The following is a 26,156-nucleotide window of genomic DNA, read 5'->3' as shown; positions in this document are numbered from 1 at the left end:
CCGCCCTCCCGGTGCTCGCCCGGGGAATCACGTGTCGGCACCGGTGGACCCGGGACCGGCCCTCGTCGCAGTAAGCTCCGGCGGGTGAGCGACTCCGAGCTGCTGCAAGGTCCCATCCATGCCGTCCACGCGGAACTCGGCGCGAAGTTCGCGCCGTTCGGCGGCTGGGAGATGCCGGTCCAGTACGGCGGGACGGTGCGCGAGCACCTCGCGGTGCGGACCGCCGCCGGGCTGTTCGACGTCAGTCATCTGGGCAAGGCGGTGGTGCGCGGGCCCGGCGCGGCCGAGTTCGTGAACACCGCGCTGACCAACGATCTGCACCGGATCCGGCCGGGCAAGGCGCAGTACACGCTGTGCTGCACCGCGGACGGCGGCGTCATCGACGATCTGATCGCCTATTACGTCGGCGACGACGAGATCTTCCTGGTACCCAACGCCGCCAACACCCCCGCGGTGGTCGCCGCGCTGGCCGCGGCGGCGCCCGCCGGTGTCACCGTGACGGACCTGCACCGCGACTACGCGGTGTTCGCCGTGCAGGGCCCGGCCTCGGCGCGCGTGCTCGAGGCGCTGGGCCTGCCCGCCGACATGGAGTACATGGCCTACGCCGACGCCGAACGGAACGGATCCCCGGTCCGGGTGTGCCGCACCGGATATACCGGCGAGCACGGCTACGAACTGCTGCCGCGCTGGTCGGAGGCGGAGTCGCTGTTCCGCGCGCTGCTGGCGGAGGTGACCGCGGCCGGTGGCCTGCCCGCCGGGCTGGGCGCCCGCGACACGTTGCGCACCGAGATGGGCTATCCGCTGCACGGGCACGAGTTGTCCGCGGACATCTCGCCGGTGCAGGCGCGGGCCGGATGGGCCGTGGGCTGGAAGAAGCCCGAGTTCTGGGGCAAAGCCGCACTGGAACAGGAGAAGTCGGCCGGTCCGCGCCGAATCCTGATGGGCCTGAAGGCGATCGATCGCGGCGTGCTCCGCGGCGGCCAGGCCGTGCTGCGCGCCGGCGAGGCCGTCGGCGAGACCACCTCCGGCACCTTCTCACCGAGCCTGGAGGTCGGCATCGCGCTGGCGCTGCTCGACACCGCCGCGGGACTCGAGCCCGGCGCCGAGGTCGAGGTGGACGTCCGCGGCCGCCGGCTGCGTGCGGAGGTCGTCCGGCCGCCGTTCGTCACCCCGCACACCTCCTGACGGCGCGTCTGGCCGGAATTTGCTCCTACCACGCTGTCGGCGGGCGAGCGGGCCGTTCTAGGATTCGAAGCATGACAGTTGCCGCGCAGTTCGTCCGTGTTCCGCATCCCGCGCCCGTGCCGGCGCAGCGGCGGCAGGAGATACTCGCGGAGCCCGGATTCGGCCGGTACTTCACCGATCACATGGTGACGATCGAGTACGTCGACGGGCAGTGGGCGAACGCCCGGGTGGAGCCCTACGGGCCGGTGCCGATGGACCCGGCGACCATGGTGTTCCACTACGGTCAGGCGATATTCGAGGGCCTCAAGGCGTACCGGCAGGCCGACGGCGGCATCGCGACGTTCCGGGTCGACGCCAACGCGGCCCGGCTGCGGCGCTCGGCCCGCCGGATGGCGATGGCCGAACTGCCCGAGGAGCTGTTCGTCGAGTCGGTGCGGCAGTTGCTGGAGGTGGACGCGGACTGGGTGCCCGCCGCCGGTGGCGAGGATTCGCTGTACCTTCGCCCGTTCGTGTTCTCCACCGAGGTCGGGCTGGGTGTGAAGCCCGCCGAGGCTTACAAGTACATGCTGCTGGCCTCGCCCGCGGGCGCCTATTTCCCGCGCGGCCTGAAGCCGGTGCGAGTGTGGCTGTCCACCGAGTTCGTGCGGGCCGCACCCGGCGGCACCGGTGAGGCGAAGGCCGCCGGCAACTACGCCGCCTCGCTGCTGGCGCAGAAACAGGCCGCCGAGAAGGGCTGTGATCAGGTCGTCTGGCTCGACGCCTGTGAGCATCGCTACATCGAGGAGATGGGCACCAACAACCTGTTCTTCGTGTTCGGCGCGGGCTCCGAGGCCCGGCTGGTGACGCCGGAACTGTCCGGTTCGCTGCTACCCGGGATCACCCGCGATTCACTCATCACGCTGGCCGCCGATGCCGGTTACCAGGTGGAGGAGCGCAAGATCTCGGTGGAGGAGTTGCGCGAGGGGGCCGAATCCGGCGCGATCACCGAGGTCTTCGGTTGCGGTACCGCCGCCGTCGTGATTCCGGTGGCGTCGGTGCGGTCCGAGGAGGGCGAGTTCACCATCGGCACCGGTGAGCCGGGCGAGGTCACCATGGCGCTGCGCGAAACGCTGACCGGGATCCAGCGCGGGACCTTCGCCGATCGCCACGGCTGGCTGCGCACCCTGGCCTGATCGGCGCGATTCAGCCCGGCATCAACATGTGCCACTGGTCCAGGGTCTGCGGGCGCATCACATAGTTGCTGTCGCGGACCTGGGACAGCGCGGCGCTGGGTTCCTGGGAATACCAGTGCCCCGGATACACCGTCGGGTCGCCCTTCAGTTCCGACAGATACCGCAGGCTGCGGAACATCGCGTCGGAGTCGCCACCGGGGAAGTCGGTCCGGCCGCAGCCGTCGACGAACAGCGTGTCGCCCGCCACCAGCCGGTCGTCCACCAGGAAGCACTGGCTGCCGGGCGTATGCCCGGGGGTGTGCAGCAGTTCGATGTCCAGGGCTCCGACGGTGACGACGTCACCGTGGTCGTGGCCGGTCAGCTCACCGGGCGCGATTCCGGTGACGTTCGCCACCCAGGACAGTTCCTCCCGCTGCACGTGCACCGGCACCTGCACCCGTTCCAGCAATTCCCGCACCCCGCGCAGCGTGAATCCGAGCATGGTGCCGCCGACGTGATCCGGGTGGTGGTGGGTGGCCAGCACCCCGGTCACCCGCAGTCCGTCCGCCTCGGCGAGGTCGACGAGATCGTTCGCCGCGTAGGCCGGATCGACCACCACACATTCGCCGGTCTCCCGGTCACCGATGAGATAGGCGAAGTTGCGCATCTGGGTGGCGATCGGATCGCCCACGGCCCAGTCGCGGCCGGCGAGGAGCTGACGGAAATACAAGCGGTCGGATCCCATACACCCACCCTATTGTCTGTGTGTCAATAGACTTCACGCCCACTCATGTGACTTCTCACCGCGTCCAGCCCCATGGATAGGGAGAATCGCGGTTACAGAAAGTTAGGGCGAATTCTTCACCGCGTACGGGCAGTTACCAGCCCAGTACGGCGGCGATGTCGGCAGCGGCCTCCGGCCCGTAGGCAGCGCCGATCCGGTCCAGCGCGGTCTTCGGCTCGAGCTGCCACTCCTGGGTGCCGGTGGTCTCCAGCACCAGCACGGCGACCAGCGAACCGAGCTGCGCGGACCGCTCGAGGCTCAGGCCCGCGGTGTGGCCGGTGAGGAAACCGGCCCGGAAGGCGTCGCCGACCCCGGTCGGATCCACCTTGCCCAGTTCGGGCACCACCTCGACGTAGACCTCGACCCCGTCCGGGTCGACGATCTGCACACCCTTCGCGCCCAGCGTCGTCACCCGGATGCCGACGTGACGGCTGATCTCCTCGGGGCTGCGGCCCGTCTTCTGCAGCAGCAGGCCCCACTCGTACTCGTTGGTGAACAGGTAGGCGGCGCCGTCGATCAGCCGCAGAGCCTGCTCGCCGTCGATGAGGGCCAGCTGCTGCGAGGGGTCGGCGGCGAACGGGATACCCAGCTCGCGGCACTCGTCGGTGTGCCGGGCCATGGCCTCGGGATCGTTGGCGCCGATCAGCACCAGCTCGAGCGCGCGGTCCGCGGCCAGCCCGGCGATGGAGATCTCGCGGGCCTCGCTCATCGCACCCGGATAGAAGGAGGCGATCTGTGCCATCGTCTCGTCGGTGGTGCACACGAAACGGGCGGTCTGCGCGGTCGTCGACGTGCGCACGGCGGAGCAGTCGACACCGTGCTCCTCGAGCCAGCCGCGGTAGTCCGCGAAGTCCGGGCCGACCGCGCCGACGAGCAACGGGGTGCGGCCCAGCAGGCCCATGGCGAACGCGATGTTGCCGGCCACGCCGCCGCGGCGAATCACCAGATCATCGACCAGGAAACTCAGCGAGACATGCTCGAGCTGGTCGGCCAGCAGCACGTCGGAGAACTTTCCGGGGAAGCGCATCAGATTGTCGGTCGCAATCGATGCGGACACAGCGATGGTCACGAAGGTCGGTCCTTAGTGTGTCGAGGCGAGATCGGCCTGGGCCTTGTCCGCCTCAGCGTACCGCGTACGCAACCTACGAAGTAAGACCGACGGGCGCACGAACAGCGCGGGTCCGTGGTCGGGACCCGCGCTGTGGGGGAAATCTCAGTTGAAGCTGTCGCCGCAGGCGCAGGAGCCGGTGGCGTTCGGGTTGTCGATGGTGAAACCCTGCTTCTCGATGGTGTCGACGAAGTCGATGGCCGCGCCCTGCACATAGGGAGCGCTCATCCGGTCGACGACCAGGTTGACGCCGCCGAACCCGACGACCAGGTCGCCGTCGAGGGCGCGATCGTCGAAGAAGAGCTGGTAACGCAGCCCCGCGCAACCACCCGGCTGCACGGCGATCCGCAGCGCCAGATCGTCGCGACCCTCCTGATCGAGCAGCGCCTTCGCCTTACCGGCGGCGGCCTCGGTCAGAGTCACACCGTGGATGGCGGTCGCGGTCTCGTTCTGCACAGTCATGAACTCTCCTAAGGACCCGTGTTCAACCCGTGAACAGCGCTCGGCTCGCGCGCCTCACGCTTGCCTGCCGTCAACGCCGGCTCGCGGTCGGCTATTCCAATCTTGCCACCCTGATCGCTGCCGCGTGTCCGCGCACCCCGAAAACGGCGTGCGAAATCCCCGGCGACCGTGCCCTGTGTCCAGGGGAATTGTCGGCGGAGGCGGTTCCGCGCGGGAGAACCCCGGGTGACCGGCGGGGGAACAACAAGTACACGGTTGCGCGCGCAAGCCCAGGCCGGACTGCATTTCCGGACTCGGCCGACATCGAATAGCCTGGTCGCGTGAAGTTCCTCCGCCGCGGCGACGCCGGCACCACCGACACCCTCGCCGAAGAGTCCTCGGCCGTTCCGGCGAGCTCCCGCGGTGCGGCCACCACCGCCGGCAAGGGCCGGGCCACCCCCAAACGGCGTGATGCCGAGGGTCGCCGGCGCGGCCCGATCGCGCCGGCGCCGATGAGCTCCAAGGAAGCGCGGGCCCGCCGCAAGGGCGTCCGTGGCAATCGGGCCGAGCGCAAGGCGGCCTCCGCGGACCGCCGCGCCGCGGCCGCCGACCGCCGGGCCCGCATGCTCGCGGGTGAGGACAAATACCTCTTACCGCGCGACCGGGGCCCGGTGCGCGGCTACGTCCGCGATCTGGTCGACGCCCGGCGCAATCTGGTCGGCCTGTTCATGCCGCTGGCGCTGGTGTTGATTCTCACGATGTTCCTGACGCCGCTGGTGCAGGGTTACGTGACGATCGCCATGCTGGTCATGATGCTGTTCATGGCGGTCGAGGGCGTCATCCTGGGCCGCATCATCAACAAGCGGGTGCGGGAGCGCTTCCCGGACGCCTCGGATTCCTCGCTGTCCCTCGGCTGGTACGCCTTCGTCCGCGCCTCGCAGATCCGCCGGATGCGCGCGCCGAAGCCGCGCGTGAATCCCGGCGAGAGCGTCTGACCCGGCCTTTATCACCCGTGCTCGCGCAGGCCGGTGATGGCGCGTAGTTCGGCCGCGACGCGGGCGGAATCACGATCGGCCTCGGTGGTCTCGATGGTCTCGGTGCGGCGGTGGTCCAGGCAGGCGCCGGTCACTGCCACGATCAGCAGCAGAATCACTATGGTGAGCATGGCAGTAATTTTTCGCTCATCTAGTTACCGCCACCAGTGGCAGTAACGCCATTGTTCGCAAATATACCGCCACGTACACTCGCTCCATGTTGTCGAAGGTCGCGGTGGTGCTCAACGAGAACCTGGCCATGTTCGAATTCGGGGTGGTCTGCGAGGTTTTCGGGCTCGACCGGCGCGACGACGGCCTGCCGCTGTTCGACTTCCGCGTGTGCGGCGCCGAACCCGGACGGCCGCTGCGCTCCGCCTCACCCGGCGTCGCCGTCACCCCCGCCTACGGCCTGGACGAACTGCGCAACGCGGATCTGGTCGCGGTCCCGGCCTTCCCGGTCGCCGCGGACGATCAATACGATGCCCGGATCGTCGACGCCGTCCGCGACGCCGCCGCGGCCGGCGCGACCGTACTGACCGTCTGCTCCGGCGCCTTCCTGGCGGGCGCGGCCGGACTGCTCGACGGCCGCAAGTGCACCACCCACTGGCGCTACGTCGAACTCCTGGCCCGCCGCTACCCGTCCGCGACCGTCGATCCCGACGTGCTGTTCGTCGACGAGGGCGCGCTGATCACCAGCGCCGGCACCGCCGCCGGAATCGATGCCTGCCTGCACCTGGTCCGCCGCGAACTGGGCAGCACCGCCGCGAACAAGATCGCCCGACGGATGGTCGTGCCGCCGCAGCGCGACGGCGGCCAGCGCCAGTTCATCGAACGCCCGGTCGTGGAGCGGCCCGCCGACAGCCTCGCCGACATCGTGCAATGGATGACCGAACACCTCGACCTCCCGCACACCGTGGAGGACCTCGCCGCCCGCGCCGCCCTCTCCACCCGCACCTTCGCCCGCCGGTTCGTCGCCGAGACGGGCACCACCCCGGTGAAATGGCTGACGACCCAGCGCGTCCTGCAAGCACAGCACCTACTGGAGGACACCGCCCTCGACCTCGAAACCATCGCCACCCGAAGCGGTTTCGGCTCCGCCGCACTGCTGCGCCACCACTTCCAGCGCCAGATCGGCATCGCACCCACCGAGTACCGGCGACGGTTCGGCGACGGCAGGTACTGAGCCACTCCTGGAAGACAATCTCTACGGCTGGTCCCTGCCATTCCCAGGCCACGAACTGTCATTACGGACTCAGCCAAGCAATATGGAATCCGAAAAGACCATAGGGTCGGCTTTCTCGAATCTCTGCGTGCTGGAGCAAACGTCTCCGGTACGAGGTAAAGTTACCGCTTGGTCAGAGCTCGGAGGACTGAAATGAAGTGTACTGAGATGAAACATTGCGCTCGACTCGCACATGATCTAACTAAATTCATGTGCGAGGACGACCGACCCTAACCTAGAAGGGGGCAAGGTGGACTACGATCTGTCTCGGCTCGGTGAGAAGCAATTCGAACACCTGTCGCAAGCTTTACTTGTTCAGCTTTTGGGCGCGGAAATTTCTGTCTACGGAGCAGGACCTGATGGGGGGCGTGAGGCGGCTTGGGAGGGTGCGCGTCAGGCAAACTATGATTCCGACACCGTGCTGCCCGGAATTTGGAATGGTTACAACGTTGCTCAGGCTAAGTACTGTAGTAATCCTGGAACTCCGGCGGATAATGCGAAATGGCTCATAAAGCACATCAAAATCGAACTAGACGAATGGACCAAAACTGAAACTAAGCGTAAGCGGAAACCGGACAGTTACTTGATTGTTACTAATGTGCGGCTCTCGGCAGTCGAAGCGTCCGGCTCTGATTCGGTTAGAAAGGCCCTAATGGCTTACTCGCAGAATTGCGGTCTTGTCCTGCAAGATCTGGTGATTTGGCACTATGACCAGATTCGCGTTCTGCTCGACAATTCTGCTGATGTGCGCACGGGTTACGCCGCTTGGATTACGCCCGGCGATGTCCTGAGTAGCCTAATGAAGCAGACGACAATTTCGAATGACACCCAAGTCGCACTGGAGGCGCACGCAGCGAAACTTCTCTTAGAAGATTTAGGCTTGAACTTAACCCAAGCCGGTACAGTTAGCGATAATGCGGTGCAGATTGCTGATGTATATATCGATCTACCTGCGTACCCTCCAGAGGATTACGAGACGGAAGTTGAACCACTGGGTAACGGACATTCAAGCCGAGATGCTTGTAATATAACTGCCGAGTTGGTCGCTATAGCGAACCAAAAGCTAGATTCAGCTGCGGTAAAGGCTGATATTCGTATTAGCAGGATGTGTCGTATAGTCTTGGTCGGGGGACCAGGCCAAGGCAAAAGCACCGTCACGCAGTATCTAACTCAACTCTACCGTGCTAGTTTTCTCAGCGGCGCTTCCGTGTTGGATGTCCCAGAAATCCGGAAGGCTCAAGACGCCATAGTTAACCATGCCAAGGCGCTGGGATTATCACTTCCTAGTGCTCGAAGATGGCCGTTCAGGATAGTGCTTACCGAGCTAGCGGACGGGCTGTCTGAAAGCTCAGCTAATTCTGTTCTTGAGTATATTTCCAGAGAGTTGTCAAAAAGATCATCCTCTGACGTAGCCTTGAGCGATATTCGAGCTTGGCTTAAAGCCTATCCTTGGTTAATAATTTTTGACGGTCTAGATGAGGTTCCCGAATCGAGTAATCGAGCGGAAGTATTGTCTGCAATATCGGATTTTTACATCGATGCGAGGGGACTCGGGGCTGACGTTTCGATTATTACAACCACAAGACCGCAGGGATATAATGACGATTTTGGAATCAAAGAATGCAGGCATTATGAATTAGCGCCATTGCCGATTGAAACAGCCCTCGCATATGCCGAGATCCTCATCGCGAGAAGGCTTGGAGAAGACTCGCGCCGAGCTACCCGAGTACGATCAACCTTAGCCAAAGCGGCGCAAGATGACAGTACATCCAACCTAATGACAACACCGCTTCAAACTACTATTTTATCTATTCTGGTCGAACGACTTGGACATGCACCGAAGGATCGGTGGCGCCTGTTCTCAAGCTATTATAGGGTGATATATCAACGTGAGCAGGAAAAAGGGGGAGACCTTGCGGAAATGTTGCAAGAATATGAGTCCGATATCCATGCGATACATTACGAAATAGGCTTCATTCTGCAACGAAGAGGGGAAACGTCGGGAGATTCTACAAGTAGCATCAGTAAGCTTGAATTCATTGAATTCATTGCAGCTCGTATGATTAGAAATGGAAATTCTGCCAGCGAATCACATGAACTCGCGTCTAAAATGGTGCGTCTAGCGACCGATCGGTTGGTTTTTTTGGCTGTGCTTCGCAATGATGCGGTTGGATTCGAAATCCGGAGTCTGCAGGAGTACATGGCGGCTGAAAGAATCGTTACCGGACCTGAATCTACAATAGGTCCAAACGTACGCGCTATAGCAGAGTCGGCCTATTGGCAGAATGTACTCCTGTTTGTCGCTGGCAGCATTTTTGCAAACAAGGATCACCTCTGCGCAGAAATAGTAGCTTTGTGTGATGATCTCAATAGTGCATCTTCGGCACACAAAGCAACTTTGGCCGGTAGCCGCTTGGCCTATGCGCTTCTGACCGAAAGGATAGCGATAACTAAGCCGAGGTATTCGCGCCTTCTCGCTACTCTAGTTACGAACGTATTGCGTTTGGCCCCCGATCCTAAATATTGTTCAGAAGTTGCTGCCTTATTGGATCTCGGACACCGTGACGAGCTTGAGAGTGCGCTTGCGCAGGCGTCTGTGGGGTCACGTGCCCAACAGTTATCAGCAACTCTGGTTTTGAGCTACTTAGAAGATAGAGGAGAGATCTGGGCGAAAGATCTGCTTCACGAACTTGCTTCCTCAAGTTCCGAAAGTCTCCGCAGTGATATGCTCGCTATCGCCGTGACTTTCGGCCAATCTAATATTGTGACGCAGTTTCCATCGGTATTCGATGAAATCGGTTTTACGGCTACCGTGGAATATATAACAAAGTTGTCAAAGAATGCTTATCGCGGAATTTCGAACTTCAAGGATTGTCTTCCGGCGCATGTGCAAGCGCTAGTGTCCTGCGATCCATTCGAAGACGACCAGTCGGTTGAAGTTTCAGATGCCGCTGTAGGCCTTCAAGGTTTAGAAGTAAGATTCATTGAGACCACTGCATTATTCGAAAATCTCACGGCTTTATATAAATATAAAGGAACTGACCCGGATTGGAAAAAGTGCGCTGCCATAGCTCGGTGTGCTAGTGACTACGATGCTCCATCACTGGCTCTAGGTTTGTCGCTAGCGCGAACGCTAGAAACCGGAGCTCTGAAACTGCTGAGCCGAATATTGCCATGGCCATTCAATGCCTGTGTAAATGAATTGGTATCCTATCCTGACTGGCTTCGCGATAGAGCACATGAGCCCAACTGTGAGCGTAATATGCTGATAGTTCGTCGATATCAGCAGGATAGGGCCGATGAGCTTATTGAAGCCGTTGTGCATGGCGATTTGGGCGATAAACGGGATTGGATTGAGGCGCTGGGCGCTGATTCGCGTTCGCTCGATATTTCTTCCCTAAGAAGTTGGGCTCCACTAGTCGGAAACCGTACAGGAGTGCCCCTGCCAGTGGGGCGCGCATATCCCGATAGCGCAGTTACCTTGACGATGGGAGGCACTTTCTCTCTTACTCACAACGAAACTTTGTTTTCCGAAATCGTCGAATGGGCTCCTCGCGTCTCTGAGGTCCTAACTATGATGCCGGCAGGTCCGTTCGCTATGGATCTTTTGACATTATTGCGCTTTGTAGTTGGAATGCCAGTGATGGGGGCGCAACGAATCGGCGATTCTACTGCTGATGCAGAGATGATGACCCACGAACTTAAGATTACTATCTCTGCAGTCTCTTTTCGGAAGTTGCTCGATCTGATAGGTTTGGGTTCTTTCGAATCAACGTCCTGGACCCGTATCTCGAATGTAGGTTATGACATCCTTCCAGAGGTGATTCATAGAATTGCATCGGCGGAGTACGTGGATATCGGCGAGTCGTTTGATGTTGGATCATTATCGGAATTTTACAAAAATCAACTCATCCCGTGGCGTGTGGCACGACTTTTGATGGTGCCGTCAGTTGGTGCCGCTCTTTGGCCTACTCCGGAACAGATTGATTACGGACGAGATAAAGATTGTTGCGATAAGGAGGGGGCCAACAGGTGTGAAAGCATGGCGCAGGCCTACTCAATCGTCACCACCGGAAATAGCACCGAAATTCATCAGTGGATGAGGAGTTATCTACCGAACTTGCTGAATGATACTAACTCTATTTTCGTCATCCCGACTGGCGGTGGGCGTAGATCGGGTTATGGTTTAAATCTCGAAAGACTTTTCGAATGGTTGTGCTATGAAAGACCCGGTACCAGTAGCCTGCGATTTTCTGGCGAGCTGGCATTGCATCTTATCAATGCGCACCCGATGTATGTCGGATCGCTCGGGTCCGGTATCTACAGGATGATTTCGGCACGCAGGGCCGAAAGTCTCACTTTCGAGTCGGCATAATTCCTACTTAGACCTTGTCTCACATGGGCGTGACTCGTTTGCGGTGTGTTGAGATCGGTTGTTCTGCATGAGGTCCTGTCGTGGTGGATGCGTAGTCGCCGCGGTTGGTGCCGGATGAGTTGTGGGAGTTGGTCGAGCCGCTGTTGCCGGAGTTCCGTTGGTGCCCGCAGGGTGGTGGGGTGTCGCCGGTAGATCAGCGGGTTGTGTTCAAGGCGGTGGTGTTTGTGCTGACCGGTGGGTGTGCGTGGTGGATGTTGCCGCAGGTGTTTGGGGGTGACAGTGCAGACAGCGCATGGCCGGTTCACGGTGTGGACGAAGGCGGCGGTTGCACCGGGCGGTCCTCGACGAGCTGGGTGCAGCAGGCTGGTCGATTGGTCGAGGCGGTGGTCGACGGGGCGAGTGTGCCTACGAATTAGAGGGGGCGGCTCTACCGGCCCGAAGCCGACGGATCGGGGCGAGCCCGGTTCGAAGTTGGAGGTCCTCACCGATCAAGCGGTGCAGGCGAGGCGTTCGGCCATGGTGGTCACGGTGGCCGAGTCGTCCGAGGGGTTCCGGCGTGCGCGGCGTAGGCGGGGCGATGATGTCGGCCACGTCGCTGGGCGGCCGATGGTCGGCGGCGGTCTTGTTCACCGTGGTGATCAGCGTGCGCCAGGACGCAGGACGCGGGCGGCCTCGGTGAGCGCGGCGGTGACGAGGGTGGGCGGGATCAGGTGCAGGAGCCAGATAGCGGTGACGGCATCCGCGGTCGAATCGGCCGGCGGCAGCCGGCCCGCGTCGCCGCGAGTACAGCGTCGAGGCGAGGACGGGCGGAGGTGAGCATCCCGGCGGAGCGGTCGACCCGGACCACCCGGCGGCCGGGGGCGTGCAGGCGGCGCCGACGATGCCGGTACCGCGGGCGATGTCGAGCAGGACGGTGGTGTGCGGTGGGTGCAGGTCGTGATCGCGGTGGCGGTGGCGTCGGTGCGTTCCTCAGCGCTGTGGGTCGCGTCGTTGTGTTGCCGCCTCGTGGTCGTAGTCGAGCACGTCGCGACCGCACCGATGAGCGTGCGCTCGCACCGGCCGCGCCGGGCGGGTGTGCGGTGTCGGGCGGACGGTCGGTTGGTACCGTTCTGGCGTGTTGAACGATGCTGCCAGCGGGCGGCCGTTGCGGACGCTGGTTCTCGGCGGAGCGCGGTCCGGAAAATCGACGTTCGCCGAGGAGTTGGCCGGACGGGCCGAGCCGGTCCGGTACGTCGCGACCGCGCAGGTCGACCCGGCGGATCTCGAATTCACTGAACGCATTGCGGCGCATCGGGATCGGCGTCCCGCGAACTGGACCCTGGTGGAAGGCGACCCGGTCGAGGCACTGGCCGATCCGGCCCGGGTGACCCTGATCGACGATCTGGGCACCTGGCTGACCGGCCGGATCGACGCGCGAGCGGCCTGGGACTCCTCGCCCGGCGTGGTCGCGCCCGACGTCGAGGCGCTGGTGGCGGCGATCGAGGGGTACCGGCAGCGGCTGATCGTGGTCAGCCCCGAGGTCGGGCTCGGGGTGATCCCCGCGACCGCGGCCGGCCGGGTGTTCCAGGACGAGATCGGGACGTTGAACCAGCGGATCGCGGCGGTGTGTGACGAGGTGTTCCTCGTCGTCGCCGGGCGCGCGATCCGGCTCGACACCGCGGCTGAGGCCGGTGGGGTCGCCGAAGGCTCGGCTACCACCGGATCCGGTTCGGCTGTCGCGGGATCAGGTTCGGCTGTCGTCGGACCGGATTCGGCCGTTGCCGGATTGGATTCGGCCGTCACCGGAGCGCAGGCGGCTGTCGCTGGACCGGACTTGACCCTCGCCGGATCGGGTTCGGCTGTTACCGAGTCGGGTTCGGCCGTTGCGGGGCACGGGGATCTGGGCTTGGGGTCGGGGGCATCCGGCTCGTCGGCCTCCGGACCGGTTGCGGGAGAGCCGATCTCGCCGGAGTCGGTTACGGCGGCCATGTCCGCCGCTGCGGCGGGTGGCTCCGGTATCGCGGCCGGTACCGGGCGGGCCGAGAACGGTGCGGCAGCGGTACCCGCGCCGGTGTCCGGCGCGCCGACGATCCCGGGAGCCGCCGATCCCATCTACAGCGAAAGTGCCGCACCGGATTTCGGCCCGGTCACACCGCCGGACGCCGAGGTACGGGCGCAGGCCGAGGCGCGGCAGTTGCAGCTCACCAAGCCGGCGGGTGCGCTGGGACGGCTGGAACCGCTGGGCAATTGGGTCGCCGCGTGCCAGGGCGTATGCCCCCCACGGCAATTCGAGCGTGCCCGGGTGGTGGTGTTCGCCGGTGACCACGGTATCGCCCGGTACGGCGTCTCGGCGTACCCCAGCGAGGTGACCGCGCAGATGGTCGCCAACTTCATCGGCGGCGGCGCCGCGGTGAACGCACTGGCCCGGCTGGCCGACGCGACCGTACGTGTGGTCGACATCGCGGTGGAGTCTGATACCGATCCGAGCGTGTCGGCCCACAAGATCCGCCGATCCAGCGGCGCCATCGACCGCGAGGACGCCCTCACCGAAGCCGAGACGAACGCCGCCATCGCGGCCGGTCGCGCGATCGCCGACGAGGAGATCGACGGCGGCGCGGACCTGCTGATCGCCGGTGACATGGGCATCGGGAACACCACGCCCGCAACGGTTCTCATCGCCACCCTGACCGCCACCGAGCCGGTGGTCGCGATCGGCCGCGGCACCGGCATCGACGATCACGGCTGGATGCGCAAGGCCGCCGCCGTCCGCGACGCGATGTGGCGGGCCCGCCCCCACAAGACCGATCCGGTCGCCCTGCTGCGCGTGGCCGGCGGCGCCGACTTCGCCGCTATGGCAGGCTATCTCGCCCAGGCAGCCGCCCGCCGCACCCCGGTGGTCCTCGACGGCGTGGTGGTGACCGCCGCCGCACTGGTCGCCGAACTGCTGGCCCCCGGCGCGAAGGCCTGGTGGGTCGCGGGACACCGCTCCGCCGAACCGTCCCACACCCTGGCCCTGACCAAACTCGACCTGAAACCGCTGGTGGAGATGGACATGCGGCTCGGCGAAGGCTCCGGCGCCGTCACCGCCGTCCCCCTGCTGCGCGCCGCGATCGCCGCCCTGTCCGAGATGTCCACCTTCGGCGACGCCGGCGTCAGCACCGCCGACGCCGCCTCCTGACCAACCCCGCCGTGCCGTCCGCATCGACCGCCCGGTCCCGATCCGCCGGGTCGTGCGGTGCGAGCGCGGACCGACCGGCGGTCCTGTCGCGTACAGCCGGGGCGGATTTCTCGGCGCCCACCGGTGCGGGTCCGGCCGGCGTCGTCGCCTTGCGGCAGCCGGGTTCCGGCCGCTGTGCGGGCAGTTCTCCAGCGGTCGCCGATACCAGGGTCGGCCGGTGCGCGGCGCGGACTGTCGGAATTGCGTTGCCGCGCTTCGGTTCCCGTTGGTGCGCGGCCGTCCCGCCGCCGTTCGGCATCGGTCCGTGCGCGATCTCGCTCACCGCTGTCATCGGCCCGAGCGCGATCTCGCTCACCGCTGTCATCGGCCCGAGCGTGTCCGCACGGATCGGATCGCTCGGCACCGCTTCGGGATCGGCACGGCCGATGGACGGCGCCGCTCGGCGGCCGCTCGGGAACGCAGGTGTCGTGTGATGACCGGGTTGCGGCTGGCGGTGTCCTGGCTGACCGTGCTGCCGGTGCGAGGACCGGACACGGTGGATCGCGCGGCGGCGAAGCGGGCGATCTCGCTGGCTCCGGTGGTCGGGATACTGCTGGGCCTGGCCGCGAGTGCGGTGCTGTGGACGGTCGGCGCGGTGGGCGGTAGTGATCTGCTCGGCGGACTGCTCGCCGTTGCCGGGCTGGCGGCGGCGACCCGGGGAATGCATCTGGACGGGCTTGCGGACACCTTCGACGGGCTCGGCAGTTACGGCCCCCCGGAACGCGCCCGGGAGATCATGAAGAGCGGCGGCGCCGGGCCTTTCGGCGTGGCCGCGCTGATCTTCGTCATCGGCATCCAGGCGGCGACCTTCGGCTCACTGGCCGGGTCCGGACGCTGGTTCGCGATCGTGTTTGCGATCACCCTGGGCCGGGTCGCGGTGATACTGGCCTGCCGAATGGCCGCCGAGCCCGCGCCCGGCGCCGGATTCGGTGCCCTGGTCGCCGGCACCCAATCGGTGCCGACCACCGCCGCATGGATCGTATTCGCCCTCGCGGCATCGGTTTTCGCCGTCCCGGGCACCTGGTGGCTCGGCCCGGTCGCGGTAGTGGCCGCGCTCAATCTGGCCGCCGTGCTGATCCGCCACTGCACCCATCGGTTCGGCGGCCTCAACGGCGACGTCCTCGGCGCGGCCCTCGAACTCACCGTCACCACCACCGCCGCGGTCCTCTCCCTGCACCCTTGACCACTGACCAGGGACCGTGCCGACCGGTGTCGTCGCCGATTGCTGCCGCTGCCGCAGTCGAAGGTTTCGCCAACTGTCGGCTGGATTCATGCCTGAACCGATCAGGTTCGCAGCACGGTGATGGTGCGTCCACCAGGGCTGACGGCTTGGGGTAAGGCAGTTCGGCCCGGGAGCGACGGTCGGCGGCACTCGCTGCCGTCTCCGATTACCGCTGTTGCTCTCGCGGATTGCCGTTGCTGCCGCATGCCGCTGTTGTGAGCGCTGACCGGCGCCGGTGTCGTCGCCGATTGCTGCCGCTGCCGCGGTCGAAGTTCCGCCAACTGTCGGCTGGATTTCGTGCTTGAACCGATCAGGCTCGCAGCACGGTGATGGTGCGTCCACCAGGGCTGACGGCTTCGGAGAAGGCGGTTCGGACCGGGAGCGGAGGGGCCGAGGCTCGCCTGTCGAAGATCGCCAGGACACCGGTCGCCAGATCCAGGCGGTCCAGGTAGGCGTCCAGCTGGCCGAGTCCTTCGATGAGCGGGTCCTCGTCGCCGTCGTGGCGCACCTTCAACTCCAGCGCTTCGCGTTGCCACGCCCGGTGTCCGTCGGCTGCGGTGTAGGCCTGCCGGACCAGGAGATCGATGCGACGGTAACCGAGACCGTATTCGCGGTCTATGTAGCCGCCGCCGTTCACGATGCGGTGGAGGAATGCCATCATCACAAGCTGTGCCGCCGCCTCGTGATAACCCTGTTTGACGACGAGCACCTCACCGTTCTGCTTCCAGAATGTGACGAATTCGGCGAGCAGTTTCGGGAAGTCGAGGCGTCCGTCCGGCAGACGGAAATTCGAGGGCTGCGCGAAAATGACGTTCTCGATTCCGGATCCGAGAACCCGGACGATGACTTCCTTGTAGATCGGATTGGCGACACGGATCGTTTTGTCGTTCGCGATGAGTCCCAATTCGCGAACATACGCGACATCGTCGTCGAACGTCGGGTCCACTGCGGGTACGCTGCCCGCGATCAACGGTTCCATCACACGTCGAACGCGCGGTTCGGAGAGCTTGTCCACCAGCGAATCCAAATGCGTTGCGTGGGCGACGATCAGCCGCTCCTTCGCCTCGTCGATGTGCTCGTCGGTGATGGTTCCGGTGACGCGCATCTTGCGGATCACCTCATGGGCGAGCGCATTGACCAGCCAGGGCTGACCCTCGGAATAGGAATAAGCGAGATCGGTTGCGCGCGTGCTGAATTGCTGTCCGGTGCAGGCGGTGTGCTGTTCGTACAGGGCGGCGACCTCGGCTAGGTTGAAATCCCTGATCCGGATGGACGCGACCTTGATGTTGAACGGGTCGGCGGACCGGAGTCGAGTGAGGTCGCCGCCGGAAACGGCTGTGTAGTCCCGGATGTCACGCATTCCGCAGAGCACGACCGCATATGGGAACCTGTCGCGCTGAGTGATGTAGCCGTCGCGTAACTGCTGAAGCACGCTGACCAGTGAATCGCCGCGAATCGCGTCTATCTCGTCGAAGAACAGCACCAGCGGCATCGGGCAGCGCGCTGCCCAGGCCGACAGTCCTGTGACCACTTCGGTGCCGGGAGTGGTGTCCGGCCAGGGATCCGGTGGCAGTTGTTCGGATGGTAGCCCGGCGTTTTCCGCCGCTGTACGAATCCGGTTCAGGATCGCTTTTCCGGCGCCGACGAAATCGTCATGGAACGGCACCGCGACTTCACAGGAGAAATGCAGCGCGACGTAATTACCTCCGGCGGTCAGTTCGTGTCCCAATTCGATGAGGCTGGTGGACTTGCCCGTCTGCCGGGGCGCATTCACGACGAAATACTGGCCGTAGTCGATGAATTCGCGGGCTTTGGCGATCCGCTCGGCGGCGGGCAGCATGTAGTGCCGTCGTGGATCGCACGGCCCGGTGGTGTTGAAGTATTTCACGGCCCTCCCCGCTCAACCCGTCGACCCGAGAAACCGATGCCGGGCCGCCGCGATAGTACATGGACGCGGCGGGCCGGGACGTAGGTCGGAGTGAACGAAAAGAGCTGGACGAATGCCCATTCACTTCTGTTCGAGTGGATTCCGGGGAGGGATTTTCGGGTGGTTCAGTTGTCCGCGCGGGGGCGGGTGAGGGTGAATTTGTCGACTGTCTTCAGTTCGCTGGTGGGGCCGGTGAGGGCGTAGTAGGTGCCGGTGATGGTGGTGTGGCCGCCGGGCTTGCCGGGGTCTACGTCGAAAGCGCAGAAGCCGTAGGGGTTTTCGGCGTCCTTGACGGCGGACCAGGGGGCCTGCTCCATGACGTAGACGGGGGTCTTCTTGCCGGTGGCGGCGTCGGCCGGGCCCACCGAGGTGATCACCCGGCACTGCTGGCCGGGGAAGAACAGGGTGTTGGAGGGGGCGGAGGTGCCGCCGCCGCCGATGACGAGGTGGACGGTGCCCTTGGTGGTGTCGATCGTGCCGGTCGCGGTGTCGGCCGGTTTCGGGGTGAGGGTGTCGGTGCCGAGGACGCCGCGGATCGGGTGGGTGCGCTCGTAGTGGTGTTCGTGGCCGCACAGCACGAGATCTACCTCATACTTGTCGAACAGAGGGAGCCACTCCTCGCGGATGGCGCGGTCGCCGCCGTTGAACTTGTCGGCCGACGAGATCGCCGTCTGGTGCATGGTGACCACGATCCAGTCGATTCCCTTGTCGCCGCGGGCCTTCGACAGTTCGGTTTCCAGCCAGCGCTTCTGGGCGCCGGCGGAGTAGCCGCGGACGTAGGTGTTGCCACCGTCCTGGTAGCAGATGTCGTCGTTGGCGAGGGCGATCACGCGGACGGCGCCGACGGTGAAGGCGTACCAGAGGCCCTTGGTCAGGTCTTCGGAACCGTTGTCGGGCAGCGCGAAATAGGTCTGGAAGGCCTGGTAGCCGATGGGGCCGTTGCCGGCCTCGTTCTCGTGGTTGCCGGGCGACGGCATCCAGGGGCGGTAGCGGGCGGAGCGGGAGTTGTTGGCCCACCAGTCGTTCCAGGTGCGGACCCGGTCGTTGGACAGGTTGGCGTAGCAGAGGTCGCCGTTGACGAGGTTGAAAAGCGGTGCCAGGCGCTCGATTCCGGCGGTGACGTCACCGGCGAACGGGGAGCCGAGGTTGTCGTTGACGAATACGGGAGCCGCGGCGCCGGTGGCGCTCACCACGGGGGCGGCGGACATCTTGCCGAGGGTCGGGGTGCCCTGGTCGCCGAAGCTGGTGAACCGGAAGGCCGCCCGGCCCGCCGGGGCGGTGCGCAGGGTGCCCAGTTCGGGCGGGGCGCCGTCGTGGCCCGCGGAGTAGACGTAGTCGGTGTCGGGGGTCAGACCGGTGAGCCGGGCGTGGTGGACCTGAACCTCGATGCCGGACTTGGCATCCTTGTAGGTCTTGGTCTCGGCGTCGACGCTGCTGCCGAAATTGTCCACGGCGGTGCCGAATCGGACCACGGGCTTGCGTACCGAGCCGACGGTGTGCCAGGAGACCACGGCCTCACGCGCGGCGTCCGCGCCGAATTGGAGGTGCAGGCCCGAAACCCGGGGCGCCGCAGCGCGTTCCGGGGCGACGGCCAGGGTGGCAGCGCGCGGCCAGGCCGAGGTGCCGGATTCGGAGTCGCCGGAGGCGAGTGCCACCGCGCCGGCCCCCACGGCGAGGCCGGCCACCGCCGCGCCCGCCGAGGCACCGAACAGCCAACGCCGGCTCACGAGATTCGCACTGCCGGAAGTGGTTTCCGCATGCGGGCCGGTGTCGGCCGCACCCGCCCCGGCCGCACCCGCCTCGGCCGCAGCATCTTCGGATACGTCACGCGCGGCCGATGCGGCGTCGCCCGCACCGCCGGAGGCCGGTTCACCGGCCGCGCCGGCCGACGCGGGCTCCGCCGTCGCCGCGCCGTCCGCTTCCGCCGCGGTGTGCCCCGCGGGGCCGGGCGCCGCGTCACCCGCGGCGGGCATGTTGTCGTCTGCGGGCGGGGGAACCTGGTCCTCGGTCATGGGCACACCCAACACCCGCCGGGTGCTCACCCGACCACAACGCGGCGAACGATGAGTGAATCACTGTGAGAAAGTGCTGTGACCGGTGCGGACGGCCGCACCGGTCACGCGGGGTACTACAGCCGCACTGGGTACGCGGGCTCCTGGATGTCGGGCTTGATCCGGTTCTCGACGAAGATGCCGTGCCAGACCATGAACACCAGCAGCGTCCACAGCCGCCGGCTGTGGTCGACCGGACCGGTGCGGTGGGCCTCCAGCATCGCCTTGATCGCGGACTTGTCCAGCAGGTGGTCGGTCTGCGATTCGGCGATCTGCACGGCCGCCCAGTCGTACAGCTCCGGTCCGCGCAGCCAATGCCGCAGCGGGACCGGGAAACCGAGCTTGGGCCGGTGCAGGACGTGCGGCGGGACGATGGTCGCCAGCGCCCGGCGCAGCGCGTACTTCGTGGTCTCCTTGGTGATCTTCTGCTCGTACGGCAGCTGTTCGGCGATCGCGAAGACCTCGGGATCCAGGAACGGCACCCGCAGCTCCAGCGAGTTGGCCATGGTCATCTTGTCGGCCTTGACCAGGATGTCGCCGCGCAGCCAGGTGAACAGGTCCAGATGTTGCATGCGCGCCACCGGATCCCAGCCGCGCGAGCGGGTGTAGATCGGCGCGGTCACGTCCTGGTGGGTCCACTCGGGCCGGAATTCCCGCAGCACCGAACGCAATTGGGCGTCGCTGAAGCTGCGCGCGTTGCCGTAGTAGCGCTGCTCCAGCGGCAGCGACCCGCGATGCAGCAGGCTCTTGCCGCGGGTCCCGTCCGGAATCCGCTCCGACAGCCGGCCGGCCAGCGCGCGAAGCGGTCCGGGCAGGTATTCGAACGGCTTGAGCGACAACGGTTCCCGGTAGATCGTGTACCCGCCGAACAGCTCGTCGGACCCCTCACCGGAGAGCACCACCTTGACGTGCTTGCGGGCCTCCTCGGCGACGAAGTACAGCGGCACCAGCGCCGGGTCGGCCACCGGATCGTCGAGGTACCAGACGATCTTCGGAATCGCCGCGGCGTACTCCTCCGGCCCCACGGTCCGGATGTAGTGCTTCGCGCCGATCGCCGCCGCGGTCTCCGCGGCCACATCGGCCTCGGAATACCCCTCCCGCTCGAAAGCGGAGGTGAAGGTCAGCAGGTTCGGGTTGTGCCGGATCGCCAGCGCCGCGATGGCGGTGGAGTCGATCCCACCCGAGAGGAAGGCTCCGACGGTGACATCCGCGCGCATGTGCTTGGCGACGGAGTCCGACAGCACGTCGGCGATCTCCTCGTACCGCTTCGTCTCGCTGCCCGGCCCGAACGGCCGCACCCGGAACGTCGGCACGAAATACCTGTTCACCTCCGGCTCGGACCCGGGCGTGAGGGTGGCGTAACACCCCGACTCGAGCCGGCGCACATCCCGATGCAGCGACTCCGGTTCCGGCACGTACTGCAGCACGGTGTAGTGCTCCAGCGCCCGCACATCCAGCTCGTCGGACAGCCCGAGCGCCGGCAGCAACTCCAGCAGACTCTTCTTCTCGCTGGCATAGGCGGTCCCGTTCGGCCCGGTGGCCAGGAACAACGGCTTGATCCCGAACGGATCGCGCGCCAATACCAATCGCCGAGTCCGGGTGTCCCAGATCGCGAACGCGAACATCCCGCGCAGCCGCGCGAAAACCTCGGTACCCCAGTAGTGGTAGCCCGCGACGATGGCCTCGCCGTCCCCCTCGGTACGGAATTCGGCCCCGAACTCGTCCGCGAGCTGCTGCCGCAACTCCAGATAGTTGTAGACCTCCCCGTTGAACGCGAGAGCGTACCGCTCCGGTTCGTCCGCCGGCCCCCAGAACAACGGCTGATGCGAGTTGTCGATATCGATGATCGACAACCGGTTGAAACCGAGGATGATGTTCTCGTCGTGCCAGGTCCCGCGTTCGTCGGGCCCCCGATGGCGGCCACAGTGCAGCGCGTCGTACACCTGCTGGACGACCGCGTCGGTCGCTACATCAGCGGTCAGAAAGCCGAGCAGTCCACACACTGCGTCGAGAACCTCGTTCCGGTATCGGGGTCGGCGGTCGGAGCCATGCGAAATCAGTCTCCGAGTATGCCGTACCCACCCCCGCAACGCAGTATTTGATGGCCTCCGCTCCGCTCCGGCTGTCGAGGCCCTCGTGACCCCGGGCCTTCCCTCCTCCGGCTCCTCCGCTTCGCTCCCCCGCCTCCGTCAGTCCAGGCCCGGGGCGGGCCTCGACCTGCGCGTAAACGAATGGCGAACTCGAGAGTCGTGAGTGTCGGCATTTAACACAGACACGAATCAGACCCCGGGACAACGTCGTAGCTCGTTTGGTCTACGCTGCGTAGTACTCGGGAACTCGAGCGGTCGGTCGTGCGTTGCGTGCGGTCGGCAGCCTCGTGGGCGCACAGCCCGGGAGTGGCCCGAACGTGCTGAATATGGACCGTCCGGCCATCCGGGCGGGCTCATGAGTCGGATGGACGACCAGGAAGGCGTTGAGCGTGACGCACAAGGCGAGCGAAGCGACAGGAGCGCGCCCCGCACCGGGGCGGGGTCGCATCCTTCGGCGGGCCGGGCTGGCGGTGGCCATGGGGATCACCGTGATGCTCGTCTCCGGCTGCTCGATCGACAATCCCGTGCTGCGATTCGGCTGGCCGTCGGGTATCACCCCGCAGGCGACCAAGATGCGCGAGCTGTGGACGTGGTCGGTCATTGCCGCTCTGGCCATGGGTGTGCTGGTGTGGGGGCTGACCTTCTGGACCGTCGCGTTCCACCGCAAGAAGGCGACCTCCCCGGAGTTCCCCCGGCAGACCGGCTACAACGTGCCGCTGGAGCTGACCTACACCGCGATCCCGTTCGTCATCATCGCGGTGCTGTTCTACTTCACCGTGGTCGTGCAGAACTACGTGCACGAGAAGGTCTCCAACCCGGACGTGGTCGTCGATGTGACCGCGTTCCAATGGAACTGGAAGTTCGGCTACCAGAAGGTCGTCGGTGACAACGGCCAGGTCTACGACGGGGTGGACACCACCCGTCAGGGCCTGAACCAGGAGATCATCGACGAGTACAAGGAGCGCAAGGCCAACGGCCACGCGCAGCCGGGCCCCGACCACGGCCTGCCCGCCCAGGACATCAGCTACCTGCACTACGACAAGGTCGAGACCGTCGGCTCCAGCTCGGAGATCCCGGTCCTGGTGCTGCCGACCGGCAAGAACATCGAGTTCCAGATCGCCTCCGCCGACGTCGTGCACTCCTTCTGGGTCCCGGAGTTCCTGTTCAAGCGGGACGTGATGCCGAACCCGAAGGAGAACCACTCCGACAACGTCTTCCAGATCACGAAGATCGAGAAGGAAGGCGCCTTCGTCGGCCGCTGCGCGGAGATGTGCGGTACCTTCCACTCGATGATGAACTTCGAGGTCCGGGCCGTGTCGCCGGAGAAGTTCCAGCAGTACCTCGCCGCCCGGGAGGCCGGCAAGACGAACGCCGAGGCGCTCGCGTCCATCAAGGAGTCGCCGGTCGCGACGTCCACGCACCCGTTCGACACCTCGCGCTCGTCGCGGGAAGCCAGCCAGGCCGAGAGCAAGTAACCGAGCGCGAAAGAGGAATGTGATCTGACATGAAGGTCGAAGCACGCATCTTCGAGCTGCTCACGGTGTTCTTCATCATCGTGGCGGTCGTCTACGCCTTCTTCACCGGCGAGTCGCGCACCGGTGTGGAATGGGCCGGCACCACCGCGATCGTGCTGACGGCGGGCCTGACGCTGATCGTCGGCACCTACTTCCGCTTCGTCGCCCGCCGCCTGGACCTGCGGCCGGAGGACTTCGAGGACGCGGAGATCGCCGACGGCGCCGGTGACCTCGGCTTCTTCTCGCCCGGGTCGTTCTGGCCCATCCTGCTCGCCGGCGCCGCCGCGGTGACCGCGACCGGATTCGCCTTCTTCCAGTTCTGGCTGATCGGGCTCGGTGTGGTGTGCATCCTCACCGCGGCGGCCGGGCTGGTGTTCGAGTACCACGTGGGCCCGGAGAAGCACTGATCTCCGCGTAGCCACAGCAGCGAACCGCCCCCGAGAGATTCTCTCGGGGGCGGTTTTTCGCTTGTGACTAGTGCGGGATGTGGTAGCGCTGGCCGCGCTCGGAGGCGCAGATGTCGTCGACGGCGGCGTCGATGTCGTGCAGGAGTTCGGGGGTGCCGCGCTTGCCCGGGTAGTTGCTCGGCGGCCGCAGCCGGCAGGTGAAGCTGATGTAGCCGTGGTCCTCGCCGACCTGGTCGTGCAGATACGGCGACCGCACCCCGTAGGTCTGCGCCGAGATGACGGTGAAGCAGTCGGCGTGCTCGCGGCGCTCGGTGAGCAGGTCGTGCAGCCGGTGGAAGACCGAGTGGTAGCTCGACAGCGGCGCGAACACGGCGACCCGGTAGGCGGGGCCGCGCTCGCCCGACGAGCTGATGACCGTGTCGGCGAGGTATTCGGCGTCGCGCAGCGTGAGCACCTTGGGGGAGAACATGAGCGCGCCGGCGGCGGCGTGCCGGACCGGCATGGCGGCGCGGCCGCTGGCGTGCGAGGCGATCGCGCCGAGGCCCTTGCGGGCGCGGGCGCCGAGTTCGCGGCGGGCGCGCAGCGACGGGGTGGCGGTGGCCGGGTGCAGGCTCGACCACTGGCCGAAGCGGACGGTGCCCAGCTGCAGCTGGCCGCTGCCGACCGGGCGGGCCACTCGCAGCGGCGCGGTGTCGACCCAGCGGCCCACCTGGAGCAGGGCGTCGCCGGGCCGGTTGATCTCGGCCAGCGAATGCTCGACGAAGGTGTCGAAGTCGAGGAAGCGGTGCGCGTCGGAGGTCAGCCAGGTGCGGTCCTTGTCGACCTCGACGGCCTCCAGCGTCAGCGCGGTGATGATGCCCGCCCGCCCGGCGCTGCCGAGGATGCGGTGGAACCGCTCGCTGTGGTGGGTGCGGCCGCAGGTGCCGAAACGTCCCTCGGGATCGACGTATTCGAGGGAGACCACGTTGTCGCTGAACATGCCGTAGCGGTGCGAGGCGGCGGAAAGCCCGCCCACCGCGGCGAATCCGCCGGCGGTGATCTCCCGATGGTCGCCGACGACCGGCAGGCCGAGGCCGTGCGCGCCGAGGGTGCGGTCGATGTCGGACAGCCGGGCGCCGGCCTGTACCCGGACCAGCCGGGCGTCGGCGTCGACCGCCTGCACCCGGTTCATCCGGCGCAGCGAGAGCACGACACGCCGATCGGGGGCGACCGGACGGTCCTCATGTTCGCCGCCGCGTTCGCCGCCCCGGATGGTCAGCGGTCGCGGTCGTGAATCGCGAACCGTGCGAACGACATCCGCGGTATCGCGAGGTACGTACTCCGCAGGAGGGGTGGCGGCCAGCGTCGTGCTCATGACCCCACAGCTAACCATATGCGGGGCTGGATTGTTTGGCCTCCGCTTCGCTTCGGCTGTCGAGGCCCTCGTGACCCCGGGGCTTCCCTCCTCCGGCTCCTCCGCTTCGCTCCCCCGCCTCCGTCAGTCCAGCCCCGGGGCGGGCCTCGACGTTCCGGCTCGGTCGGTGGTGTCCTGGTGTCCTGGTGTGCGGGTGTGCTGGGGTGGGGCGGGTTTCGGGGTTGGGGATTCGTGTGGTGCGGGGGGATGTCGGGTGCGTGCATGCTTGTGGGTGTGAGCGTGTGGGGGTAGGCATACAGCTATGGCAACGGTTCTGGTTACCGGCGGTACCGGCGTGCTGGGGCAGCACATCGTCACGCGGTTGCGGGTGCGGGGTCACGACGTGCGGGTGTTGTCCCGCAGGGCGGGCGCGGGCACCCATGTGGGCGATCTGACGACCGGGGCCGGGGTGCGGGCGGCGGCCGCCGGCGCGGATCTGATCGTGCACGCGGCCTCGGATTTCCGGAAGTTCGGGAAGCCGGACGTGGTGCAGACCCGGAACCTGCTGGCGGAGATCGGCGACGTGTCGCATCTGCTGTACGTCTCGATCGTCGGTATCGATCGGATCCCGTTCCGCTACTACCAGCGAAAGCTGGCCTGCGAGGACATCATCGCGGGCAGCCTGTTGCCGCACACCATCCTGCGCGCCACCCAGTTCCACGATCTGATCGCCGCGGTGCTGCACCAGGCGGGGCGGCTCCCGGTGGCGCCGCTGCCCACGGACTTCCGCTTCCAGCCGGTGGCGGCGGAGGATGTCGCGGTCCGGATCGCCGATCTGATCGAGGGTCGGCCGCTGTGGCGCCGGGAGGATTTCGGCGGTCCCGAAGTGCTGACGCTCGCGGAGATGGCGGAGGTGTGGCGCGCGGGCCACCGGGGTTCGCGCCCGATCGTGCCGGTGCGCCTGCCGGGTGCGATCGCCCGGGGTTTCCGGGCGGGCTACAACACCTGTCCGGACCACACCGAGGGCACCCAGACCTGGGCGGAATACGTCGCCACCGACCCGGCGGCGGCGTATCGCGTGCGCTGAGCGGGCGGGAGGCGGCGGTGGCGGCCCGG

General features: G+C 65.8%; 20 protein-coding genes. 11 read left to right on the top strand and 9 right to left on the bottom strand.

Going from position 1 to position 26,156, the window contains the following annotated elements; genetic code table 11:
* The first annotated feature begins 84 nt into the window (after positions 1 to 84).
* Positions 85 to 1,185, top strand: coding sequence for a glycine cleavage system aminomethyltransferase GcvT (gene gcvT, locus NRB56_RS05940; RefSeq protein ID WP_319942608.1), 1,101 nt, complete (start codon positions 85 to 87; stop codon positions 1,183 to 1,185).
* A 71-nt stretch (positions 1,186 to 1,256) separates the two neighbouring features.
* Positions 1,257 to 2,357, top strand: coding sequence for a branched-chain amino acid aminotransferase (locus NRB56_RS05935; RefSeq protein ID WP_153339421.1), 1,101 nt, complete (start codon positions 1,257 to 1,259; stop codon positions 2,355 to 2,357).
* 10 nt (positions 2,358 to 2,367) lie between these two features.
* Here the strand turns inward: NRB56_RS05935 and NRB56_RS05930 are convergent, their stop codons facing one another.
* From NRB56_RS05930 to NRB56_RS05920, 3 genes are all read right to left on the bottom strand, one after another.
* The gene (locus tag NRB56_RS05930; protein WP_153339420.1) at positions 2,368 to 3,081 is read right to left on the bottom strand and encodes an MBL fold metallo-hydrolase; all 714 of its coding nucleotides are present in this window, start codon (positions 3,079 to 3,081) and stop codon (positions 2,368 to 2,370) included.
* Positions 3,082 to 3,214: 133 nt separating this feature from the next.
* Complete coding sequence (locus NRB56_RS05925) at positions 3,215 to 4,189, bottom strand: carbohydrate kinase family protein (protein WP_319942607.1); 975 nt, start codon at positions 4,187 to 4,189, stop codon at positions 3,215 to 3,217.
* 144 nt (positions 4,190 to 4,333) lie between these two features.
* A complete protein-coding gene (locus NRB56_RS05920) occupies positions 4,334 to 4,690 on the bottom strand; it encodes a HesB/IscA family protein (RefSeq protein ID WP_153339419.1) in 357 nt (118 codons plus the stop codon).
* A gap of 320 nt (positions 4,691 to 5,010) precedes the next feature.
* Here NRB56_RS05920 and NRB56_RS05915 point away from each other — a divergent pair, with 320 nt between their 5' ends.
* Positions 5,011 to 5,664, top strand: coding sequence for a DUF3043 domain-containing protein (locus tag NRB56_RS05915; protein WP_319942606.1), 654 nt, complete (start codon positions 5,011 to 5,013; stop codon positions 5,662 to 5,664).
* Positions 5,665 to 5,675: 11 nt separating this feature from the next.
* Here the strand turns inward: NRB56_RS05915 and NRB56_RS05910 are convergent, their stop codons facing one another.
* Positions 5,676 to 5,834, bottom strand: coding sequence for a hypothetical protein (locus NRB56_RS05910; RefSeq protein ID WP_153339418.1), 159 nt, complete (start codon positions 5,832 to 5,834; stop codon positions 5,676 to 5,678).
* Between the two features lie 86 nt (positions 5,835 to 5,920).
* Here NRB56_RS05910 and NRB56_RS05905 point away from each other — a divergent pair, with 86 nt between their 5' ends.
* The 3 genes from NRB56_RS05905 (at position 5,921) to NRB56_RS40425 (ending at position 11,716) form a co-directional block, all read left to right on the top strand.
* Positions 5,921 to 6,886: a helix-turn-helix domain-containing protein gene (locus tag NRB56_RS05905; RefSeq protein ID WP_153339417.1), complete on the top strand. Its 966-nt coding sequence runs from the start codon at positions 5,921 to 5,923 to the stop codon at positions 6,884 to 6,886.
* Between the two features lie 289 nt (positions 6,887 to 7,175).
* Complete coding sequence (locus tag NRB56_RS05900; protein ID WP_153339416.1) at positions 7,176 to 11,300, top strand: NACHT domain-containing protein; 4,125 nt, start codon at positions 7,176 to 7,178, stop codon at positions 11,298 to 11,300.
* Between the two features lie 107 nt (positions 11,301 to 11,407).
* Positions 11,408 to 11,716 (top strand): transposase, encoded by a 309-nt coding sequence (locus NRB56_RS40425; RefSeq protein ID WP_406603441.1) that lies wholly within the window; start codon positions 11,408 to 11,410, stop codon positions 11,714 to 11,716.
* Positions 11,717 to 11,938: 222 nt separating this feature from the next.
* On the opposite strand, the gene NRB56_RS40420 is transcribed toward NRB56_RS40425, so the two are convergent.
* The gene (locus NRB56_RS40420) at positions 11,939 to 12,241 is read right to left on the bottom strand and encodes a class I SAM-dependent methyltransferase (protein ID WP_406603440.1); all 303 of its coding nucleotides are present in this window, start codon (positions 12,239 to 12,241) and stop codon (positions 11,939 to 11,941) included.
* 173 nt (positions 12,242 to 12,414) lie between these two features.
* On the opposite strand from NRB56_RS40420, the gene cobT reads away from it, so the two are divergent.
* Both cobT and NRB56_RS05880 read left to right on the top strand, forming a co-directional pair.
* The gene (cobT, locus tag NRB56_RS05885) at positions 12,415 to 14,457 is read left to right on the top strand and encodes a nicotinate-nucleotide--dimethylbenzimidazole phosphoribosyltransferase (protein ID WP_319942605.1); all 2,043 of its coding nucleotides are present in this window, start codon (positions 12,415 to 12,417) and stop codon (positions 14,455 to 14,457) included.
* A 472-nt stretch (positions 14,458 to 14,929) separates the two neighbouring features.
* Positions 14,930 to 15,679: an adenosylcobinamide-GDP ribazoletransferase gene (locus tag NRB56_RS05880; RefSeq protein ID WP_153339414.1), complete on the top strand. Its 750-nt coding sequence runs from the start codon at positions 14,930 to 14,932 to the stop codon at positions 15,677 to 15,679.
* A 349-nt stretch (positions 15,680 to 16,028) separates the two neighbouring features.
* Here the strand turns inward: NRB56_RS05880 and NRB56_RS05875 are convergent, their stop codons facing one another.
* The 3 genes from NRB56_RS05875 to asnB all read right to left on the bottom strand — a co-directional run bounded on the left by NRB56_RS05875 (position 16,029) and on the right by asnB (position 21,699).
* A complete protein-coding gene (locus NRB56_RS05875) occupies positions 16,029 to 17,606 on the bottom strand; it encodes an ATP-binding protein (protein WP_319942604.1) in 1,578 nt (525 codons plus the stop codon).
* Between the two features lie 164 nt (positions 17,607 to 17,770).
* Positions 17,771 to 19,657, bottom strand: coding sequence for a purple acid phosphatase family protein (locus NRB56_RS05870; protein ID WP_227837195.1), 1,887 nt, complete (start codon positions 19,655 to 19,657; stop codon positions 17,771 to 17,773).
* 116 nt (positions 19,658 to 19,773) lie between these two features.
* Positions 19,774 to 21,699 (bottom strand): asparagine synthase (glutamine-hydrolyzing), encoded by a 1,926-nt coding sequence (gene asnB / locus NRB56_RS05865; RefSeq protein ID WP_319942603.1) that lies wholly within the window; start codon positions 21,697 to 21,699, stop codon positions 19,774 to 19,776.
* A gap of 563 nt (positions 21,700 to 22,262) precedes the next feature.
* Between asnB and ctaC the strand changes: the two genes are divergently transcribed.
* Both ctaC and NRB56_RS05855 read left to right on the top strand, forming a co-directional pair.
* Positions 22,263 to 23,261: an aa3-type cytochrome oxidase subunit II gene (gene ctaC, locus NRB56_RS05860; protein WP_153339413.1), complete on the top strand. Its 999-nt coding sequence runs from the start codon at positions 22,263 to 22,265 to the stop codon at positions 23,259 to 23,261.
* Between the two features lie 29 nt (positions 23,262 to 23,290).
* Entirely contained in the window at positions 23,291 to 23,707 is a 417-nt protein-coding gene (locus NRB56_RS05855) for a cytochrome c oxidase subunit 4 (protein ID WP_153339412.1), read from the top strand.
* A 67-nt stretch (positions 23,708 to 23,774) separates the two neighbouring features.
* Here the strand turns inward: NRB56_RS05855 and NRB56_RS05850 are convergent, their stop codons facing one another.
* Complete coding sequence (locus NRB56_RS05850; protein WP_153339411.1) at positions 23,775 to 25,061, bottom strand: FAD-binding oxidoreductase; 1,287 nt, start codon at positions 25,059 to 25,061, stop codon at positions 23,775 to 23,777.
* 301 nt (positions 25,062 to 25,362) lie between these two features.
* On the opposite strand from NRB56_RS05850, the gene NRB56_RS05845 reads away from it, so the two are divergent.
* Positions 25,363 to 26,127, top strand: a complete 765-nt coding sequence (locus NRB56_RS05845) for an SDR family oxidoreductase (protein WP_153339410.1) — start codon at positions 25,363 to 25,365, stop codon at positions 26,125 to 26,127.
* The last annotated feature ends 29 nt before the right edge of the window (positions 26,128 to 26,156 follow it).

The sequence above is a fragment of the Nocardia aurantia genome (assembly GCF_009604425.1).
Lineage (GTDB): Bacteria > Actinomycetota > Actinomycetes > Mycobacteriales > Mycobacteriaceae > Nocardia > Nocardia aurantia.
The sequence above is the reverse complement of the archived record's forward strand: the minus strand, read 5'-3'. Positions and strand labels throughout refer to the sequence as shown.